The organism is Dyadobacter pollutisoli (assembly GCF_026625565.1).
Lineage (GTDB): Bacteria > Bacteroidota > Bacteroidia > Cytophagales > Spirosomataceae > Dyadobacter > Dyadobacter pollutisoli.
Window position 1 is genome coordinate 2,501 of record NZ_CP112998.1, and the last position, 19,015, is coordinate 21,515.

The 19,015-nt window shown below is 45.7% G+C and carries 16 protein-coding genes and 2 rRNA genes (1 of these 18 only partly in view); 8 read left to right on the top strand and 10 right to left on the bottom strand.

The window, feature by feature from the left end; translation table 11 throughout:
• Together ON006_RS00010 and rrf are read left to right on the top strand one after the other, a co-directional pair.
• Nucleotides 1-2,126, top strand: a 23S ribosomal RNA gene (locus ON006_RS00010) (it extends 694 nt beyond the left edge of the window).
• A 161-nt stretch (nucleotides 2,127-2,287) separates the two neighbouring features.
• Nucleotides 2,288-2,399, top strand: a 5S ribosomal RNA gene (gene rrf / locus ON006_RS00015).
• A 174-nt stretch (nucleotides 2,400-2,573) separates the two neighbouring features.
• Here the strand turns inward: rrf and ON006_RS00020 are convergent.
• Nucleotides 2,574-2,780, bottom strand: a complete 207-nt coding sequence (locus tag ON006_RS00020; RefSeq protein ID WP_244824776.1) for a hypothetical protein — start codon at nucleotides 2,778-2,780, stop codon at nucleotides 2,574-2,576.
• Nucleotides 2,781-2,912: 132 nt separating this feature from the next.
• Between ON006_RS00020 and ON006_RS00025 the strand changes: the two genes are divergently transcribed.
• The 6 genes from ON006_RS00025 (at nucleotide 2,913) to ON006_RS00050 (ending at nucleotide 8,394) form a co-directional block, all read left to right on the top strand.
• On the top strand, nucleotides 2,913-3,377 hold the full coding sequence (locus tag ON006_RS00025) for a hypothetical protein (RefSeq protein WP_244824774.1): 465 nt from the start codon (nucleotides 2,913-2,915) through the stop codon (nucleotides 3,375-3,377).
• 181 nt (nucleotides 3,378-3,558) lie between these two features.
• The gene (gene gnd / locus ON006_RS00030) at nucleotides 3,559-4,971 is read left to right on the top strand and encodes an NADP-dependent phosphogluconate dehydrogenase (RefSeq protein WP_244824772.1); all 1,413 of its coding nucleotides are present in this window, start codon (nucleotides 3,559-3,561) and stop codon (nucleotides 4,969-4,971) included.
• Between the two features lie 12 nt (nucleotides 4,972-4,983).
• Nucleotides 4,984-6,492, top strand: a complete 1,509-nt coding sequence (gene zwf / locus ON006_RS00035) for a glucose-6-phosphate dehydrogenase (protein WP_244824771.1) — start codon at nucleotides 4,984-4,986, stop codon at nucleotides 6,490-6,492.
• A 3-nt stretch (nucleotides 6,493-6,495) separates the two neighbouring features.
• Nucleotides 6,496-7,215 carry a 6-phosphogluconolactonase gene (gene pgl / locus ON006_RS00040; RefSeq protein ID WP_244824770.1) on the top strand — a complete coding sequence of 240 codons (720 nt, stop codon included), beginning with the start codon at nucleotides 6,496-6,498 and terminating at the stop codon, nucleotides 7,213-7,215.
• A 112-nt stretch (nucleotides 7,216-7,327) separates the two neighbouring features.
• Nucleotides 7,328-7,558 (top strand): hypothetical protein, encoded by a 231-nt coding sequence (locus ON006_RS00045; RefSeq protein ID WP_244824769.1) that lies wholly within the window; start codon nucleotides 7,328-7,330, stop codon nucleotides 7,556-7,558.
• A complete protein-coding gene (locus tag ON006_RS00050) occupies nucleotides 7,555-8,394 on the top strand; it encodes an SPFH domain-containing protein (RefSeq protein WP_244824768.1) in 840 nt (279 codons plus the stop codon). The genes ON006_RS00045 and ON006_RS00050 overlap by 4 nt, the downstream gene beginning before the upstream one ends.
• 66 nt (nucleotides 8,395-8,460) lie before the next feature.
• On the opposite strand, the gene ON006_RS00055 is transcribed toward ON006_RS00050, so the two are convergent.
• The 9 genes from ON006_RS00055 to ON006_RS00095 all read right to left on the bottom strand — a co-directional run bounded on the left by ON006_RS00055 (nucleotide 8,461) and on the right by ON006_RS00095 (nucleotide 18,856).
• Entirely contained in the window at nucleotides 8,461-9,141 is a 681-nt protein-coding gene (locus ON006_RS00055) for a DUF2807 domain-containing protein (protein ID WP_244824767.1), read from the bottom strand.
• A 10-nt stretch (nucleotides 9,142-9,151) separates the two neighbouring features.
• A complete protein-coding gene (locus ON006_RS00060; protein WP_244824765.1) occupies nucleotides 9,152-9,532 on the bottom strand; it encodes a GntR family transcriptional regulator in 381 nt (126 codons plus the stop codon).
• Between the two features lie 12 nt (nucleotides 9,533-9,544).
• Nucleotides 9,545-10,357 (bottom strand): hypothetical protein, encoded by an 813-nt coding sequence (locus tag ON006_RS00065; protein ID WP_244824757.1) that lies wholly within the window; start codon nucleotides 10,355-10,357, stop codon nucleotides 9,545-9,547.
• Between the two features lie 96 nt (nucleotides 10,358-10,453).
• Nucleotides 10,454-11,296 carry an ABC transporter ATP-binding protein gene (locus ON006_RS00070; RefSeq protein WP_244824756.1) on the bottom strand — a complete coding sequence of 281 codons (843 nt, stop codon included), beginning with the start codon at nucleotides 11,294-11,296 and terminating at the stop codon, nucleotides 10,454-10,456.
• A gap of 92 nt (nucleotides 11,297-11,388) precedes the next feature.
• Nucleotides 11,389-11,991, bottom strand: a complete 603-nt coding sequence (locus ON006_RS00075; RefSeq protein ID WP_244824754.1) for a nucleotidyltransferase family protein — start codon at nucleotides 11,989-11,991, stop codon at nucleotides 11,389-11,391.
• A 1-nt stretch (nucleotide 11,992) separates the two neighbouring features.
• Nucleotides 11,993-13,195, bottom strand: coding sequence for an XdhC family protein (locus tag ON006_RS00080; protein WP_244824752.1), 1,203 nt, complete (start codon nucleotides 13,193-13,195; stop codon nucleotides 11,993-11,995).
• A complete protein-coding gene (locus ON006_RS00085; protein WP_244824750.1) occupies nucleotides 13,161-14,345 on the bottom strand; it encodes a cysteine desulfurase family protein in 1,185 nt (394 codons plus the stop codon). Before ON006_RS00085 ends, ON006_RS00080 begins: the two co-directional genes overlap by 35 nt.
• 125 nt (nucleotides 14,346-14,470) lie before the next feature.
• Nucleotides 14,471-16,339, bottom strand: a complete 1,869-nt coding sequence (locus ON006_RS00090; RefSeq protein WP_244824749.1) for a proton-conducting transporter transmembrane domain-containing protein — start codon at nucleotides 16,337-16,339, stop codon at nucleotides 14,471-14,473.
• A gap of 66 nt (nucleotides 16,340-16,405) precedes the next feature.
• Nucleotides 16,406-18,856 (bottom strand): YbcC family protein, encoded by a 2,451-nt coding sequence (locus ON006_RS00095; RefSeq protein ID WP_244824747.1) that lies wholly within the window; start codon nucleotides 18,854-18,856, stop codon nucleotides 16,406-16,408.
• Nucleotides 18,857-19,015: the final 159 nt, after the last annotated feature.

The following is a 19,015-nucleotide window of genomic DNA, read 5'->3' on the forward strand; positions in this document are numbered from 1 at the left end:
GAAACTTGGTGATCTACCCTTGGTCAGGTTGAAGCGCTGGTAACACATCGTGGAGGACCGAACCGGTAAACGTTGAAAAGTTTTCGGATGAACTGAGGGTAGGGGTGAAAGGCCAATCAAACTGAGAAATAGCTCGTACTCCCCGAAATGTTTTTAGGAACAGCGTCGTGGTCGAGTCATGTTCAGGTAGAGCTACTGATAGGACTAGGGGGAGTCAAATCCTACCAAATTCTGACAAACTCCGAATGGGGCATGATATACACGGCAGTGAGGGCTGGGGTGCTAAGGTCCCAGTCCGAGAGGGGAACAACCCAGAGCATCAGCTAAGGTCCCAAAATATATGCTAAGTTGAACTAAGGGGGTCCGACTGCAGAGACAGCCAGGATGTTAGCTTGGAAGCAGCTATACATTTAAAGAGTGCGTAACAGCTCACTGGTCGAGCGGGGCGGGCATCGATAATAAACGGGCATCAAGCATATTACCGAAGCTATGCGATAGTATTTATACGATCGGTAGGGGAGCATTCTCACAGGGGTGAAGGTTTGGCGTAAGCTGGGCTGGACTGGTGAGAAAAGCAAATGTAGGCATAAGTAACGATAATGCGGATGAGAAATCCGCACACCGAAAGACTAAGGATTCCTCCGCTATGCTAATCAACGGAGGGTTAGGCGGGGCCTAAGGTATAGCCGACAGGCGACTACCGATGGACAGCAGGTTAATATTCCTGCCCTTGCATGCAGTGTGAAAAAGTGACGGAGTATTGTGGTGTATACGTACTGACGGAATAGTGCGTTGAGCGGAGCCTACGGGCGATGCGAATACACGAAAACGCTTCCAAGAAAAGCTTTTGAAACATCAGCTGTACGCAACCCGTACCGTAAACCGACACAGGTAGTCGAGAAGAATATTCTAAGGTGCTCGAGTGAATCACGGCTAAGGAACTCGGCAAATTAACCCTGTAACTTCGGGAGAAGGGGAGCCTCCTCAGCGATGAGAGGCCGCAGAGAAATGGCCCAGGCGACTGTTTAGCAAAAACACAGGGCTCTGCCAAAACGAAAGTTGACGTATAGGGCCTGACACCTGCCCGGTGCTGGAAGGTTAAGAGGGGATGTCATCGCAAGAGAAGCATTGAATCGAAGCCCCAGTAAACGGCGGCCGTAACTATAACGGTCCTAAGGTAGCGAAATTCCTTGTCGGGTAAGTTCCGACCTGCACGAATGGTGTAACGATCTGGGCACTGTCTCGGCCGTGAGCTCGGTGAAATTGTAGTAGCGGTGAAGATGCCGCTTACCCGCCACGGGACGGAAAGACCCCGTGCACCTTTACTATAGCTTTGCATTGTTTTCGGGTCAGGGATGTGTAGGATAGGTGGGAGGCTGTGAGTGGGCGTCGCCAGGCGTTCAGGAGCCAACGTTGAAATACCACCCTTCGCTGGCCTGGGATCTAACTTCTTTAAAAGAAGGACCGTGCATGGTGGGTAGTTTGACTGGGGTGGTCGCCTCCAAAAGTGTAACGGAGGCTTCCAAAGGTCTGCTCAACACGCTTGGTAACCGTGTGTGGAGTGCAATAGTACAAGCAGGCTTGACTGTGAGACCGACGGGTCGAGCAGGTGGGAAACCAGGGTATAGTGATCCGGTGGTTCTGTATGGAAGGGCCATCGCTCAAAGGATAAAAGGTACGCCGGGGATAACAGGCTGATCTCCCCCAAGAGCTCACATCGACGGGGAGGTTTGGCACCTCGATGTCGGCTCGTCACATCCTGGGGCTGGAGAAGGTCCCAAGGGTTCGGCTGTTCGCCGATTAAAGTGGCACGCGAGCTGGGTTCAGAACGTCGTGAGACAGTTCGGTCCCTATCTGTGGTGGGCGTAGGAAGATTGACGGGGGCTGCCTTTAGTACGAGAGGACCGAGGTGGACCCACCGCTGGTGAACCGGTTGTCACGCCAGTGGCATGGCCGGGTAGCTATGTGGGGAATAGATAAGCGCTGAAAGCATCTAAGTGCGAAACTAGCCCGAAGATGAATCTTCCACATAAGGGTCGTTGTAGACTACGACGTTGATAGGCTGCAGGTGTACGTGTAGAAATACATTCAGCTGAGCAGTACTAATTACCCAACAGCTTGCACATTACACTTCTTATTTTTCTCTTCTACTTCCAATATGACATGAAATGAGCCTATAAGTTTATTAGTTCATGAGTCAATGAGTAAAGAATACTCATAAACTTTAAACTCATAGACTTTAAACTCTAACTCAAAGATATTGTTGCTAATAACCAACAAAGACCTTGTTGGTGGCTATTGGCCTGGTGTTCACCTCTTCCCATCCCGAACAGAGAAGTTAAGCCCAGAACCGCCGATGATACTTGGATCAAACCTGGTAAAGTAGGTAGCCGCCACAATACCATATCAAAGACCATCTCAAAAGGATGGTCTTTTTTTGTGTTTACCTCTTTCCACTCGCCCGCGAGCCCGGTCCGGACAGAGAAGTTAAGCGGGGCTGCCTAAGCCGGGGGCGCCCAGCCAGCGTGGCCCGACCCAGAACCGCCGATGATACTTGGACTGGGCGTCCCCGATCAAACCTGGTAAAGTAGGTCGGGCCGCGTAGGTAGCCGCCACAATACCATCTCAAAAACCGTCTCATAAGGATGGTCTTTTTTTGTGCCTGATGCCACGATATTCACCTCTTCCCGGCAAGAATTCGGCAATCTCCACAAGCTCTCGTCGTCAGTGGTTTTAGTAGCGTCTTTTATTTTCCGACATTTTGGCGTTGTTTTTCGCATTTATTTTACCATTAAATAAATCAACTCCGCCTCTGACTGGTATTTATTCCTAATAGGAAGGTCTTCACCTAGATTTAGATTATCCCTTTTCGAGCGAAAAGGGATTCACACTTTCTAATCATCTTCATTCAAATGGGCAAGCCAATCAGAAAATTCAGAGAAAAACTAAGCAGTTCCTCATCCAATGATTTTAACCTTGAGGAATTTAAAAAAGCCTTGAAAGATCTGACGAAAAACCCGTCGGCCGAAAACCTCGGCCGCATCAATCATATCCGCCGCTGGTTTGTGCTTTCCACAGGTGTAATGGAAGGCATTAGCAGGCAGGTAGAAGGGCTAACCCGGAAGTTGAGGAATCCCAACGAGGAAGATATGCAGATAATATATGCTTTGATTTCTTCATGCCGGTATCTAGCTACAAATTCCGAGCTATTGGTAACGGATTACGAGATTTTATTGGAAGGAGGAATCTTAGTAACGGAAATTGACGATTTTAAAGAAGCATGCCTATGCGTCAAAAAGGCTACCTTTTACATTGAGTCTGTCTATTTAAGTTTACCGAACAGACAGGAAGTTAATGACTTGGTAAGGAGAAATTGAGTGGCAAGAAAATGATCCAATTTAATCATGCTGTATTAACTAGGATCTGCCAGCGATAACTCTTGTTATAGTCACTAATGACTATGCTTCAAGACGATAGTAGATAAAATTAGCTACAAAGCGAATCGGGTAGCGTAAATTCCTTTATTATTGCAACTTCTTTATTCAAGACGCTTAAATTATGTCAAAGAACTTATTCGATTTTGGAATGATCGGGCTGGGTGTAATGGGTAGAAACCTGTTGCTCAACATGGCTGATCATGGCTTTTCTGTTGTCGGTTTCGATAAGGATAAAGCTAAAAACTCTGCTTTGGAGGCCTCGGCAACGCCAGGAACAACGGTAAAGGGAGTGTCCGAGCTTTCGCAAATGATCCAGCTTTTGCAGAGGCCCCGGAAGGTTATGATGCTCGTTCCGGCAGGCCAGCCCGTCGACGATGTGATTGCATCATTGTTACCACTTTTGGAAAAAGGTGATGTCATTATCGACGGAGGAAATTCTCATTATACAGATACTTTGAGGAGGGTGAAATACCTTCGTGATAAGGAAATCCATTTTATGGGTATAGGTGTTTCTGGCGGCGAGCAAGGTGCCCGTACAGGCCCGAGCATTATGCCTGGCGGAGATCAGTCGGCGTATGAAAATGTGCGACCAATGCTCGAAGCCATTGCAGCCAAAGTGGGAGATACTCCATGTGTTGCTTATTTAGGTAAGGAAGGCGCAGGTCATTATGTGAAAATGGTTCATAATGGTATCGAGTACGCGATTATGCAATTGATCAGCGAGTCATACGCCATTTTGAAATATGCAGGACTGAGCAATCAGCAATTGCATGAAGTTTTCAAGAGCTGGAATGAAGGTAAGCTTCAATCTTTCCTGGTTGAAATTACTGCTGATATATTTTTGCAAAAAGATGATAAAACCGATGCGCATCTGGTAGATGTCATTTCTGACAAAGCAGGTTCGAAAGGTACCGGGAAATGGACTTCCCAGGATTCAATGGAGCTGCCGGTGGCGGTGCCGGTGATTGATACGGCTGTCGCAATGCGCACGGTGTCGGGATATAAAGATGAAAGAGTGAAGGCATCTGAGCTTTACAGTAGCAATGCGACTTTTTCTGGTGATATCGATGAATTGATCCAGCAGGTTCATGATGCACTGTATTTTGCCACAATCCTAAGCTATGCACAGGGACTTGCCATGTTGTTTCAGGCGTCCAAGGACTTAAATATGGATATCCCGCTACCGGAAGTGGTAAGTGTTTGGAGAGGAGGCTGTATTATCAGGTCTTCCTTATTGGAAGTATTCACCAGTGCATACCGCCAGTCACCGGAATTATCCAATATTTTACTGAACCAAGAAGTAGCTTCACTCGTTAAATCGGTAGAAGATAATACGCGTTCTCTGATAGCTTTCGCGGCGAAATCAGGAACTCCGGCAGCGGCCCTAATGGCTTCTCTGGCATATTTTGACGCATATCGCAGCGAAAGAATGCCAACGAACCTGATCCAGGCCCAGCGTGACTATTTCGGAGCGCATACTTATCAACGTACTGATATCCCCGGTACATTTCATACAGAATGGGGTCAACAATAAATCGGAAATTATATGCAAAGCAATAAACGTCCTCCTGCCTCGATAGTATTTATTTTCGGGGGAAGCGGGGACCTTAATTACAGAAAACTTACTCCGGCGCTCTATAATTTATTTTTGGACAACTGGATGCCTGAGCAATTTGCAATTGCAGGTATCGGAAGAAGTCCTTATACCAATGAGGCTTACCACGAACATTTGCTGGATGGTGTGACCAAATTTTCGCGTCGCAAAGGAAAGCAGAATGGTCATTGGACTGAGTTCAGCCAGCACGTTTCCTACCTACAAATGGACGGTGATGATGCGGCGGCATACCACAAGATTACGGATCTTGTAAAAGAAAAAGAAGAGGAATGGGGAGTACATCCCAATGTGATCTTTTACCTCGCGGTAGCTCCGCAACTGGTACCTTCTATAGCTCAGAAACTTGGGGCACTTCAAATATGTCATGATAAAAGTACTACCCGGATCGTTGTTGAGAAACCATTCGGCCATGATCTCGAAAGTGCGCACGAACTGAATCAATTGCTTTCGGGCATGTTTGCGGAGGAGCAGATTTTCAGAATTGACCATTATCTGGGTAAAGAAACCGTTCAGAATATCCTTGCATTGCGTTTTGCCAATGCGCTTTTCGAGCCATTGTGGAACCGCAATTACATTGACCATATCCAGATCACAGCTGCTGAAAGCGTTGGTTTGGAAGGACGAGGTGGCTATTTTGAACATGCGGGAGCGTTGCGCGATATGGTTCAAAACCACATTCTTCAGATCCTTTGTATGATCGCGATGGAGCCACCGGTATCCTTCGACGCCAATGAGATCCGCAATAAGAAGGTAGACGTACTGAACGCGATCCGCCGTATTACCAAAGACCAGGTACATGACTTTGCCGTTCGCGGACAATATTCGGGAGGCTGGAAAAAAGGTGAGAAAGTGGTGGGATACCGTCAGGAAGAAGGTGTTAACCCACAGTCAAACATCGATACTTTTGCCGCTGCGAAATTCTATATTGACAACTGGCGCTGGCAGGGAGTACCTTTCTATGTTCGTACCGGTAAGTACCTGAATCAGAAAGCTACCCACATTACTTTGCAGTTCAAGCCTGCACCACATTACGCATTCCCATCGGAATCAGCAGAATCATGGCGCTCGAACAGGTTGACTATCAGTATTCAACCCAATATGGATATCAGTATCCGTTTCCAGGCCAAACGTCCCGGTCAAACCATGACGCTGGACCCTGTTGATATGACTTTTGACTACGACGCAGTGGCTGGCGAGCATGCTCCCGAGGCATACGAGACTTTGCTGCTTGACGTACTAGAGGGGGATGCAACATTGTTTATGCGTAACGACCAGGTGGACGCTGCATGGAAAGTGATCATGCCAATATTGGAAACATGGGAAAGCAGGATTCCTCAGGACTTCCCGAACTATGCGCCAGATTCGTGGGGCCCAGACGGTGCCGATGCATTGATCGCACGCGACGGGCATACCTGGATCAACGTACCGCCAATTCCCTGACGCATGGAAATACATATTGGTAAGAATTCAAAAGATCTGAGCAGCAAGCTGGCTGAGTGGTTTTCGGAATACATTCAGGAAGTGCTGGGCAAGCAGGATCGCTTTACATTTGTTTTGTCAGGTGGCAGTACCCCCAAGCAATTGTACGCATTGCTTGCAGAGGCGCCTTATAGCGAATCGATTCCGTGGAACCGCATTCATTTTTTCTGGGGTGACGAGCGCGCAGTACCTTTTGAAGATTCGCGTAATAATGCACGCATGTGTTACGACGAATTGCTGGACAAGGTACCTGTTGTAGCTGAAAATATCCACGTAATGCGCACAGACATTGCGCCGGAACTGGCAGCTGCGGAATATGAACAGGTACTGAAAACGTATTTTAACGGTTCAGAAACTACATTTGACTTTGTGTTGCTTGGCATGGGTGACGATGGACATACATTATCATTGTTCCCAGGAACTCAGGTAATTCATGAGCAAAATGATTGGGTAAAAGCCTTTTTTCTCGCTGCGCAGGATATGTACCGCATTACCCTTACAGCGCCTTTGGTCAATGAAGCTGCTTGTGTGGCTTTTCTGGCAACCGGTGCTGGCAAGGCTGAGACGCTGAAACATGTGCTGAAAGGCGAGCAAAATCTGGATCTTTATCCGTCGCAGATCATTAAGCCTGCAAAAGGACAATTACATTGGTTTATCGATGAAGCAGCAGCAGCTTTGATCTGAGCCTATCGTAGCATAGAATGAAGCAAATAGGAGCATACCATCTGGTGTGCTCCTATTGTTTTATAAGGCTTTTTATGCGTTCAACATTCCAGAATACCATTAGATAAAAACAATGGAATCTATACTTGTGGGAATGTTACTTTTATTGGAAACAAACCTCACAAACATGGTACACATTCTTAAAATTATCGCCGTAATCATCCTGATTACCTATTCCCTCCAACTTGTCAATGCCCAGTCCGACCTGCTTGTTTTCGGCGGTTTAGGGATCATTGGCGTGGCCATTTACTTATTGGTGGCGGATTTCAGTCAGTTTATTAACCTTTTAAAATCTAAACTATGATGACTCTCGGTAGAAAAATTATGATTGGAGTTGCGGCATTTGTTCTTTTGATAATTGTCGTGGTGATTCAACCATTTACATTCGAAAATATTGATGCAGGAAATGTCGGGATCAGAATTAACTTGTACGGAACTGATAAAGGTGTAGATAATATCACATTGGTAACCGGCCGCGTGTGGTACAATGCGTGGACTACCAAAATCATTGAATTCCCTACTTATACACAGAGTGTTGACTATGATTCGTTTGTTATCACCACCAAAGACGCAGCGGAATTTAAAGTTGACCCAAAACTGAACTACCATATTAATCCTGACAAAGTCCCACAGATCTACCGCCAATACAGGAGACCGTTAGGAGAGATTCAGCAGGGTTTTATGAAAAATACCATTTACGACGCCTATCGCATCGTAGCCAATTCATTCACTTCCGACAGTGTAATGTCGAACAGGGAAGTGTTTGAGGACCGTGTTCAGAATGTATTGACGAAAACATTGGGAAAAGACGGATTCATTTACGACCAGTTAACCTCCGCGATTACGCCTCCTCCATCCCTTCGTCAGATGATCGATGAAAAGAATACTTCGATTCAGGCTAGACTGAAAGCGGAAAACATGGCAAAACAAGCGGAAGCAGAAGCGAAAGTGATCATTGCGCGGGCAGAAGGTCAGGCAAAAGCGACATTGATCAAGGCCCGGGCAGAAGCGGAAGCCAACGAACTTCGCCAGAAAACCATTACACCATTGCTGATCCAGCAAGAATGGGTCGCCAAATGGAATGGCGTACTGCCGACGACCAACGCCGGAGGTGCAAGTTTAATGCTGGGGATTAAGTAGGAGGGCGCAGCCATCTCCGGCGTCCAAGCCCAGGGTTTAAACCCTGGGTTAGTGGGATATAGGATCCTATAGTGGGCCCATCTTCCTGAGCAGGCTTCCGGGTAGGCTGATATGTGCTGAACTATCAACTTTTGCATTGAACGTCTTCAAAACGTCTTTTTCGATTAGCAGGGTACTGCTGTCTTTTACAGCCATGTTTGCCGTTCCGAAAGCATTCTTTGCTTCGAGTTTGGCAAAAGCACCTTTGCTGACCTGTACATTCAAATTCTTGATGTCATTGTCGACAAGGCCAAATCCGCTGCCATTTTGGTTGATAAGCATGTTTTCACCTTTCCAATCTCGTAATTTCCAGGTAATATCTTCAGCCTCTACACTGGTGATAGTAGGCGCGAAAATGTAGAATGACGGCACTGAGTTGAGCTTCATTGCAGAAGTTAGCCCATTAGGTGATCCGTCCCTTTTGTAAGTAAGTCTCAAAGTATCTCCCACTACGTCCACGTCCAGATAACGGTGTTCGGGCATCATTCTGATCTCGTACGTGTCGCCCTGCCGTATCTCGGTTAAGCCCAATTCCTTTCCTTCCAGTTTTACATGTTTAAAAGGTTTAAGAGACTCCATTTTGTAGCCCGCGTAGGGATTCTTTCTATCTATATTGTCAAATTCTGCCTTTAATACCAAATTGGAACCCACGGTGATGAGCAAAACCATGGATATCAGCACGGCCAAAAGAATATTGCTAGCTTTCATAAATTCGTTATTAACTGTTGACTGGATAGGTTTCTGCTATGAATTTGGAGTATCGGGCTTCGATCTCTTCAATACTTACATTCAAAAGATAGAGTGTCTTGAAAAATTCGGGCAGCTCGCTTTCGAGAAACCTTTCCTTTCGATAGTTGAGGATCTTCTCATTTGCATTATCCTCTGCCGAATACCCAATTCCCCTTTTATTAAATATAATTTCTCTGGTTTGAAGAAAATCATAAGTTCTCATGACCGTATTGGGGTTAACCTCTAAGGCACTTGCTAAATCCCTGACGGAGGGAATACGCTCTCCAGGAGGCCATTTTCCAAGTAATATCTGCTCGCAGAGGTAGTCGGCGATCTGTAAGTATATAGACTGTTTGTCTTTAAATTCCATTCGTATGCCAGATCAAAGTTGTTTCTCTTTTAACCGTAAATAGGCCACTCCCCAAAAACCCACGGCGAGCAAGACTGCGAAGACCTGCATCAAAATGTAGATACCATAGGGAAACTCGACATGATAAAACTCAGTGTCCTGTTGGAAAACAGTAACACCTTCAATGTGGAAGTTCCATACCCGCCAGCCAGCCCATGGCAAAGTCTGCGTCTTGTCAGGGTAGGATGTGAAATTGTTGACGAGAACAATATGTAACACGAAGAGAAAAAGACAGGTAAGCAGAAATAATGAGGCGGTTTTTACGTAGGAGGACTTGGAAAAATATATTGACCCCAGAAACACAACGCTATGCATTATAAAGTAAAAATAGGTTAAGTAGCGAAGGTAATCGATGTTAATGTAGGTATACTGGTGGTTAGGGTTGATCATATTCGCATTCGCGATATCAATCGTAAGATAATGCAGCTGCGTGAAAAAAATCAGGAACGTGACGATGAAAATTAGATTAAATAATAACGAGCTGAGGAATTTTTCAAGTCTGGACGCAGGAACCATCAATGCTGATATGCCGGTAGAAGAAGCGCTGTATTGCGATAAAGCTGAACTGGTATAAAGGCTACTCCCGAACAACACGATCATGAAGAGTGCCATGTAATGCAGTGCTTCCCGTAGCCCGTTTTGTTCCCTGTACAATGCTATGGGAACCAGCATGAAGAGTAATGATACAGCCAAAAGAGCTGCCAGCCCAAGATAGTTTTTACCTCTTTCGGCCATATCTAGCTTTATCATCGTCACAAAGCGATGGATGTCAAATGTTTGGTTCATAGTATCAGAATTGGCTAAAAAGGATCTAAATGATAAAAGGAAAACTGTGTTGCAGCGACAGGATCAAGAGTGTCAGCAATGTTATGATGATCGTTTTCATGACTTGCTATTGAAAATTTTCCGTATCCTTTCGGGATTTTCCATGACCGCATTGAACAGATATTCCAGATCAACACGGCTATCCTCCTGCTCAGAATTTTCGAAAACAGCTTTATAGCCACGTAGAGAAGGTTCTGAATACAAAACCCGATTGTCAAACTCGACATTGCTTAGTGTGCCGAAACACAACCGCTCAGTAACTACGTCGAGACTGTGCTGCAACAAGATCTGGCTGTCTTCCAGAATAATGATGGAATCAATGAGATTGTCAAGATCACGAACCTGGTGAGTCGAAATCAGAATCAATCTGTCTTTATCCAATACCGATGAAACCAGTTTTCTGAACTGACTTTTTGAAGGAATATCCAGGCCATTTGTTGGCTCATCCATAATAAGCACCCGGGTATTGGTCGCAAGCGCGAACGCGATCAGCACCTTTTTCTTCTGTCCGTACGACATGCCCGTAAGCTTGTTCTTTTCAGGAATGTCCAGCTCTGCAATGTATCCTCTGAATTGTTTTTCATCGAATTTCGGATAAAACGGCGCGAACATATCCAGGTACTTGTCTACTGTTACCGACGGCAGGTAAATTTCTTCCGGGATAAAAAACACATCCTGTAAGAAGGCAGGTTGCCGTCTGCGCGGCTCATACCCCGCCACTTCGATTTTGCCATTCAATGGATATAACAGCCCGACCATATTGCGCAATAGACTGGATTTACCCGCCCCATTTTTGCCAAGCAAACCATAGATGTGACCAGATTCCAGGTTCAGCGTCAGGTTTTCAAACAATTGGTGATGCTTACTATATCCAAAAGAAATACCGTCGAGGTGGATCATAGTCTGATTGTTTTAGTGTTCTAGTTAAATAGTACACTGTAAATGTAAAGGTGTTGATTACATTGTGCAAATTTTTTCCGAATTTTTTTGAATTAGCTGAGTGAGAGTAAATTTCCGTAGTCTTCCTGAGTGTCGATATCAATGCTACCCAGTGGAAAAGAAATGGTAGTAACGTCACTTTCGAATCGTTTGATCAGCTTTTTCGCGCCTTCTACTCCCGTCAACTGCAATAATTGGGGAAAGTAAGAGGAGGAAAAAAATACAGGCGTGCCCACGGTTTGGTCGTAGGAAGAAGCCACAATCCCGGAACCGTTTTGAATGTTACTTTGAATAAGATCGCGGAATAGGGAAGAGGTAACAAAGGGCTGATCGCTTACCGCAATGACCGCACCCTGGCATTGGGGATTTAATGTAATGAGTTTTGAAACGCCCGTGACAATGGAAGAAGCCATTCCTTCCTGCCAATCGGCATTGTGTGCCAGCTGGAATGATAAGCCGTCGATTTCGTTTTGAATCAGCTCGGCATTTGAGCCTGTCACCACGATCACATTGCTGCCGACCGTCTCAGCCGCTGCCTCGGTAATGTGCCGGATCAGGGTTTTGTTCTGATATTTTAGAAGCTGTTTTGGTTCGCCCAGCCGCGAAGAATTACCCGCTGCAAGGATAATAATGGCATATGCGGATAACATTTCCATGTCAGGGAAGTGCAGTTGTCACTGCGCAAAGAAACTCTTCCTTGTCGGATTCGGAGTACTTTACTTGCTGGTCCGACCGGTTATGGATAGGCTCTGATTTGTCACGCAGCGGCAACCCACTTTTCTTGTTCAGAACCGTTTTGATCTCTGCCAGCACGGACAGGGCAATTTCTTCGGAAGTTTCAGCACCAATGTCCAGACCAACGGGTCCGTATATTTTTGTTTTTTGCGATTCGCTAACCATAATGCCCTCTGCGAGCATATCGGTGTACATTCTTTCCAGCTTCTTTTTGGGACCCAATGTACCGATATAGGTGCATTCTTCGAGGAATATCAGTTGTTTGAGTAATGACAGGTCATAGTTGTAATTATGGGTCATCAGCACAAAAAAAGTTCTTTCATCGGTCTTTAAATGCGAAAGAACATCTTCGGCCCGTGAAACCAAAACCTGAGTAGCTTTCGGAAAACGCTGCCTGGTAGCATGTCCGGCACGTCCATCCACGACAGTAATGTCCCAACCCAGAATGCTGGTCATTTCAACCAATGGAATAATATCGTTGCCGGCTCCCGCAATGACGAGTGAAGGCGGGGTGTTGAGGTACTCGGCAAATACGGTCTGTTTTTTTTCGCCCAGATCGAATGTTTTGAAAAAGGAATCCGCCTTATTATAAGCCTCTGCCGATTCTGTTAAAAGTACATTATACAGTTCCTGCCCCTCGCAATTACAGACCACCTCTTTGTCAGTTTCCAAATGTAAAAAACAGGTTCCGGGCTGGTCGCTGGTCCTGGAATGCATGGAGAACAATGTGATCAGGATCGCATTCTGTCGTTTGGCTACTGCTTTTTTTAGAAGCTCAATCGGGTTGTTAGTTTGCTCTTTATCAATGGGTTCAAATAGAATGTGTACGATTCCATTGCAGCCCAGCTGGACGCCTAGTTTGGTGTCGTTTTCATCGGTGGTATCGTAGGTAACCAGTTTGTTTTTTTGTTGAGAAATAGCCAGAAGTGCTTTTCGCAATGCGTCACCTTCGAGGCAGCCACCGCTGATCGCGCCTGTTAGCTGCCCGTCGTCTGTCACGAGCATACGTGCGCCCGGGCGCCTGTACGACGAACCTTCTACGTGCACCACTGTCGCCAGTGCCATTTTCTTCCCGGCAACCAGCGCTAGTTCATACGATTTGATGATGTCCGTGATCTCTTTCATGACGATGTTCCTTTACAATTTTTGAAATTACCTTAATGGCATGGTTGGTTTGATCTTCGGTAGTAAATCTACCAAAACTAAACCGGAATGAATGATGGATCGCCTCGTCCGAAATCCCCATTGCTTTCAATACATAACTTGGTTCCAATGTAGCTGAGGTACAGGCGGAGCTACGTGAAAAAGCAATGTCGCTGCCGGCCTCGAAAATCATTTTTTCGCCGTCCACATATCCAAATGAAATGTTGGTAGCATGCGGTAACCTTGGAATATCTTCTCCATTGATACTGATATCATTTAAAACCAGCAGTTCTACCTCAAATGCATTCCGCAGCTTTGAAAGCCTTTTGCTATCGGCAGCCATTTCGTTACTGCAAATTTCACAGGCTTTTCCAAAACCCACAATTCCAGGCACATTGAGTGTGCCGCTGCGCATGTTGCGTTCGTGTCCGCCGCCATCGATCTGGGCTGTTAATGTCACCGAAGGATTTTTCTTCCTCACATACAATGCTCCGACACCTTTCGGTCCGTACAGCTTGTGCGCACTGAATGCCATGAGGTCGATACTATCCATTTGTACATTAACGGGTATTTTCCCAACAGCTTGCGTGGCGTCGGAAAGGAACAGTATCCCGTATTTCCTCGCAATTGCCGCAATTTCCCTGATCGGTTGAATAACACCGGTTTCATTGTTGGCATACATTACCGCGATGAGAATGGTGTTTTCGGTTATCGCGCTTTCCAATTCTTTCAGGCTGATGAGGCCATTGGGTTTGACGGGCAGGTAAGTAACGTTTCCGCCTGTTTTTTCAATGTGCTTACAGGTGTCCAACACTGCTTTATGCTCGGTAACGACCGTGATAATGTGATGATCACTGCCGGCCACATTATCACAAACTCCTTTAACAGCCAGGTTTACAGCTTCGGTCGCACCGGACGTAAAGATGATTTCCTGAGGATGCGCACCGACCAGCGCGGCCACCTGCTCTCTTGCAATGTCCACAGCTTCCTCAGCTTCCCAGCCAAAAGAATGGGTTTTGCTGGCTGCATTACCGAATTTTTCAGAAAAGTAGGGTAGCATTTCGTCCAGTACCCTGGGGTCCATGGGCGTGGTTGCATTGTTATCCAGGTAAACGGGCAGCTTTAAGGCCATTGAAACAAGAAATGATGTCGATTTCAGAAAGCAAAAAGCAGATTAATAGTTCAAATTAAACAAAAAACCATCTCATTTTAAACATGAGACGGTTTCCTTAACTTAAACGAACAGGTTAACAACAATTAAGAAGATCGGTAAGCCATTTCATCAATGGATTTCGCATGCGGTCCCAGGAATACAAGCGCATAAATGCGAATGATAGCGAGACCGTCGATGATGAGGCTTAACGCGGTAAATGATGCCAGAATGATTTGATTTTCGTGGATATGACTGAGAATAACGTCTTCTCCAATGAATGTAGGGGTTATCGGGAAGCCTGAGAGACCCAGGCAGCAAAGCAAAAAAATAAGCGCCATACCAGGGTGTTTGTAAGAATGGCCGTGAAACTGGTCGAGCCCAATGTTGTTCTCAATAGATTTTAATTTGTTGAGAACGAGGTAACCAACGACGCCGGAAACTACCACACCACTCAGATAAAGATGGATCTGGTCAAAACTGAAATTCTCATTAAAGGAAATTGCCAGGGCAACCCCAAAATGGTTCATTATCACCAGTAACCAACTCATCCGCGTCCTTAACCTTTCCGTGAATGATTTCAGTACCATTATCAAACCGATCAGGGAAAAGGTAAAGGGCAGGTAAGCGCTTATATTTTGCGAAATTATTTCTTTGTGATAAACACAGAACAATCCAATCAGGTACGCAGGAAGGAAGATCAGTATCGCGCGGATGAATGTCAGGAAGTTGAGACGGCCGCTCAGCATTTTGAGCGGGTTCCACAAAAAACGGTACAAAAACGAATCCAGGTTCCATTCTTTGATACATAAAATGTAAAAGGTGTATTGCAGTTTTTTCGGGAAAGAATCTTCAATGGATTTGACCCGCGGCGAGAAATTATAGAACTGCTCGCGGATCAGATAACTCACTACTGATGGTGAAACGAGCAATTGATAGGTTCTTAAAAAAGCATTTCCGGCAAAATGGACCATCGCCAGGTTTTCAAATCCTGCGGCTACTTCAATAAATATCAGCCCGATCTGCGCAATGGAAGCATAGGCGATCTGACTTTTCACGGACGACTGTACCCGGGCAATTCCAGTGGCGATAGCCGTAGTGGTAAACCCAACCAGCCCGATTAATATCCTGACTGACAACTGATGTTCCCAAAACATGAATGTTCTCAGCAAAAGGAAAACACCAAGGTGTACCGAAAGTGATCCATAAAAAATAGCACTGGATGGGGTAGGGCCTTCCATCGCACGGGGCAGCCAGGGAGAAAACGGTAGTTGCGCTGACTTGACAGATGCCGTGATCAAGATCATTAGCGAGATAAATATTCCGAGAAGGCTACGTGATTGCAAATGTTCGTGCACTACCTCATAGTTTCCCAGTTTGAGAAAAGTAATGTTTTCGTGCCACAAATGGTGGCTCGCCCATATGGCGAGGATCAGGCCGACGTCAGCGATCCGGTAGATCGAAAACACCTTGACTGCATTCTTTACCGGCAAATATCTTTCACGATAAAAAGCAATGAGCAGGAATGAGGAAATACCCAGAATTTCCCAGCCTACAAACAGCGTTTCGAGATTACCTGAAAAAATAACCAGGTTGTACCCCACATAAAAGAAAAGAATGGTATTGAAAAAACGCTTGTAACCTTTTTCCCTGTGAAGGTAATCGCGACTGTAAAGTACGATCAGGAAGGTAAGGAATGCGCCTACAAAGAGGTAGGTAGCGGTTATTTTATCAAAATAGAAATCAATGAAAATCTCGTATCCCGGCGATTTGAAAAGCAGGATATCCTTTTTGTCTAAAACGGGATGATCATGCAAAATCCAATACGCCAGGAAAAACATCGTCGCGACCATATGTAGACCGACCGTGGAAAAGGTGACCCGGGAAATAAGGTTCTCCTTTTTACTGGAAATCAGAACACTGACCAGAAATCCAATGACCGGAAGAAGAACTAAAAACGGAATCAGAGATATCATATAATAATGACTTTCAGGGTAAGCTATCGACAATCAATATGGTCAGAAAATGCGGCTTACTGAGTACTAACCGCCGATAGCTAAGATCTTTAATGTATGGAATAAACGGGTAGAATAAGGAACAAACTCACCGTTTTTAAAAACTGAAAGCTCATGTGTTTCCGGGTTAGCGGCTACCAGGTGTATCCATTCATTGATAAACCATTCGTACACGGCGTAAAGCCGCTGGATCACGTTGAGGATTACTTCGGGGAATTGCTCGACAATGAAGAGTAACCGCACCGGATCGTGTATTTCGATCATCTCACTGGGAAGTCCCGGACGAAGGTCGCCGTCAATGCCATTGGCGACACCGAAGAGCCCCATTACATTATGCGCGAGCTTTGTACCGGCACCCAGTTTGTGATTGTCGACACGTGAAAAGAAATATTCAAGATTGATACCGCCGCAAACCGGCGCAGCTGTTTTCAATACATTGAACAAATAATTGCCCTCGGGATCGATCGAGTAATCGTACGAATTCATGAATGCACGACGATCCAGGAACAGGTTTTTGGTCAAATTCCTTCTTCCAATAATGCACAGGGCATTGGTCGCGTGGTTCAGCTCGGGACGCGGCTCGAACAACGATAACGATCTCAAACGCATCTTGCAGTGGATTTTTTGTGGACTCAGGCTCGTATCGATGAATTCAAATCTCCTTGAACGTTCCTTTGCATTATAGTCCAACGCTTTCATCAATACCGCCTCATTGATCTTATGACCTTCGTGATTTGCAGGCGAAAGTGACGTCTCGTCATAAAATACGACCTCATCGCGGGTGGTGTCGTGCAAGCCTCCCACAAACTGCGTTTCGGGAGGGATTGTAATGCCACGTGAATGCAGGATCGTGCGCACCGAATCGCTATTGGCCATATACGAAAGCACTCGAGAGTTGACAGAACCTGCTCTTCCGGCACATGCAGCGCAATCGTATGCAGCATAATGTGGGTTATTCACACTGCTCGACCCATGTCCGATCACATATACGATCGGTGCAAAATTCTTGACGAGACCGATGCTTTTCAAAACACTCTCCACACGGTCCGCCATTTCTTCAATCGTAAAACCGATCTGCAAGCCATTTTCTCGATCGTCGAGGCTTTTATTTTCAATGGTCAATTTCGAAAATCGGTCCATATGTTTCAGATACGAAGCAGCGGCGGGCGTGACAGAAGGCCTGAAAATATGGGCCGCCAGCTTAAACGCCGACCAGAATCCAAGTGTCTTTGAAACGAGCCAGCCGCTGCGGAAAGAATGCGAATGCTTACTGAAATGCGCATCTTGCGTTCGTTTGGTAGTGGAGCCTATTTCTTTGATCAAATATTTTGGGGTTACCGGTGCAGGGCAAACTTTGGTATAGAACTTGCCTTCTTCCGGCTGGTAGTAAAACTCAACTCCGAAAAAACCGGGCGTGCCGAATGTTTCGCATTGCGGATCAAATTCTTCGAGGCACCGGCGCAGGGATCCTTCACGATCATCGATGCAGAATATGGCCTGAAAAGTTTTGGCTTCAATGGCCTTGATCTCTTTTTTCTGATTTTTAATGGCTGCAAGAACCTGGTCATAGTAGGTCCATTCAAAAGCTTCCTGCCAGATACTTATGACTTCGCTCATTTCAGTAGCAGCTACTTCTGTAAACAATTCAACCGGTTTTTCAGTGATTTTGCCGGCGAGTGGCGTCCAGTTCTCTTTGAAATGCCTGTCCAGCGCGTCGATTTCTAAAAGCAGTTCGAAACAAATGAGGTCGTGCAGTGTGATTTTTCTGGTATCGAGCAAAGTTTCCGGTTGGTCTTCAATGGCAGAAACCATGCCGGACCATCCCTGATGGGCGAATTGCTGATCGAAGAGATATTGTTCGTAGAGCGATTCGTCGCCGACTACAACCGCCAGCAGGTCTGAAATGGAACATTCAGTATACAAGAGCAGGTTTTTAGCTCTGTTGGTTTTGAAAATACTCACAAAGCTATTTTCCTCCATTTCACGGATCGAGGCCAGAAAACCTTTTTCGCGCACCGGAAAATTCCAGATAGAAATGCCCTGATCGAGATAGCTGCAGAGTATACGGAACAGAATGGGATGAACGACTGAATCCAGATCGATGCGGTACTGTCGCATCCAGTTAGCCTTCAAAGCGCCGATCCTGGGCGATGCAGACGGCAGAAATTTCTTAAACAGCACCTTGTCACGCCACTCTATCGTGTTGCTGGCACCTTTTTTCTCCAACAATACTTTTTCAAGAATGTCCTGCGTGATTCTTTTTGCATTGAAAAGCGCACGGTACTCTTCAATGGAAAGAGAAACCTTGTAGCCAAATATTTCAGATGCTCTCCGAAGCCCGTCATGAAATTTGAAGGTTTGAAAAGCATGAAGTGTATTGTGGTGGATAAAGTTTTTCAGGGGAGCCTGGGCTGGTAAAAAATGCTTCAACTCGTGCAGTACCTCATGTTCGTCGAAAGATTTTTTGTGAGCTTCCATTGACTTGTTGATGGCGTTTTTATTTGTCCGTGACCACTTCGGGAATGGAAGCCTGCACCCTGCCTTCCAAATGTTACTCAAAAGAGATCAAATGCAATTAAAACGCAATTAAAGGCACCTTAAAATCGGGTTAAAATCGGGTAAGGCCAACATTATCAG

Bases quoted from the DNA above. Each gene is read 5' to 3' on its own strand.
- ON006_RS00020 (WP_244824776.1), bottom strand. From the start codon at position 2,780: ATGCGAAAAACAACGCCAAAATGTCGGAAAATAAAAGACGCTACTAAA.
- ON006_RS00025 (WP_244824774.1), top strand. From the start codon at position 2,913: ATGGGCAAGCCAATCAGAAAATTCAGAGAAAAACTAAGCAGTTCCTCA.
- gnd (WP_244824772.1), top strand. From the start codon at position 3,559: ATGTCAAAGAACTTATTCGATTTTGGAATGATCGGGCTGGGTGTAATG.
- zwf (WP_244824771.1), top strand. From the start codon at position 4,984: ATGCAAAGCAATAAACGTCCTCCTGCCTCGATAGTATTTATTTTCGGG.
- pgl (WP_244824770.1), top strand. From the start codon at position 6,496: ATGGAAATACATATTGGTAAGAATTCAAAAGATCTGAGCAGCAAGCTG.
- ON006_RS00045 (WP_244824769.1), top strand. From the start codon at position 7,328: ATGGAATCTATACTTGTGGGAATGTTACTTTTATTGGAAACAAACCTC.
- ON006_RS00050 (WP_244824768.1), top strand. From the start codon at position 7,555: ATGATGACTCTCGGTAGAAAAATTATGATTGGAGTTGCGGCATTTGTT.
- ON006_RS00055 (WP_244824767.1), bottom strand. From the start codon at position 9,141: ATGAAAGCTAGCAATATTCTTTTGGCCGTGCTGATATCCATGGTTTTG.
- ON006_RS00060 (WP_244824765.1), bottom strand. From the start codon at position 9,532: ATGGAATTTAAAGACAAACAGTCTATATACTTACAGATCGCCGACTAC.
- ON006_RS00065 (WP_244824757.1), bottom strand. From the start codon at position 10,357: ATGAACCAAACATTTGACATCCATCGCTTTGTGACGATGATAAAGCTA.
- ON006_RS00070 (WP_244824756.1), bottom strand. From the start codon at position 11,296: ATGATCCACCTCGACGGTATTTCTTTTGGATATAGTAAGCATCACCAA.
- ON006_RS00075 (WP_244824754.1), bottom strand. From the start codon at position 11,991: ATGGAAATGTTATCCGCATATGCCATTATTATCCTTGCAGCGGGTAAT.
- ON006_RS00080 (WP_244824752.1), bottom strand. From the start codon at position 13,195: ATGAAAGAGATCACGGACATCATCAAATCGTATGAACTAGCGCTGGTT.
- ON006_RS00085 (WP_244824750.1), bottom strand. From the start codon at position 14,345: ATGGCCTTAAAGCTGCCCGTTTACCTGGATAACAATGCAACCACGCCC.
- ON006_RS00090 (WP_244824749.1), bottom strand. From the start codon at position 16,339: ATGATATCTCTGATTCCGTTTTTAGTTCTTCTTCCGGTCATTGGATTT.
- ON006_RS00095 (WP_244824747.1), bottom strand. From the start codon at position 18,856: ATGGAAGCTCACAAAAAATCTTTCGACGAACATGAGGTACTGCACGAG.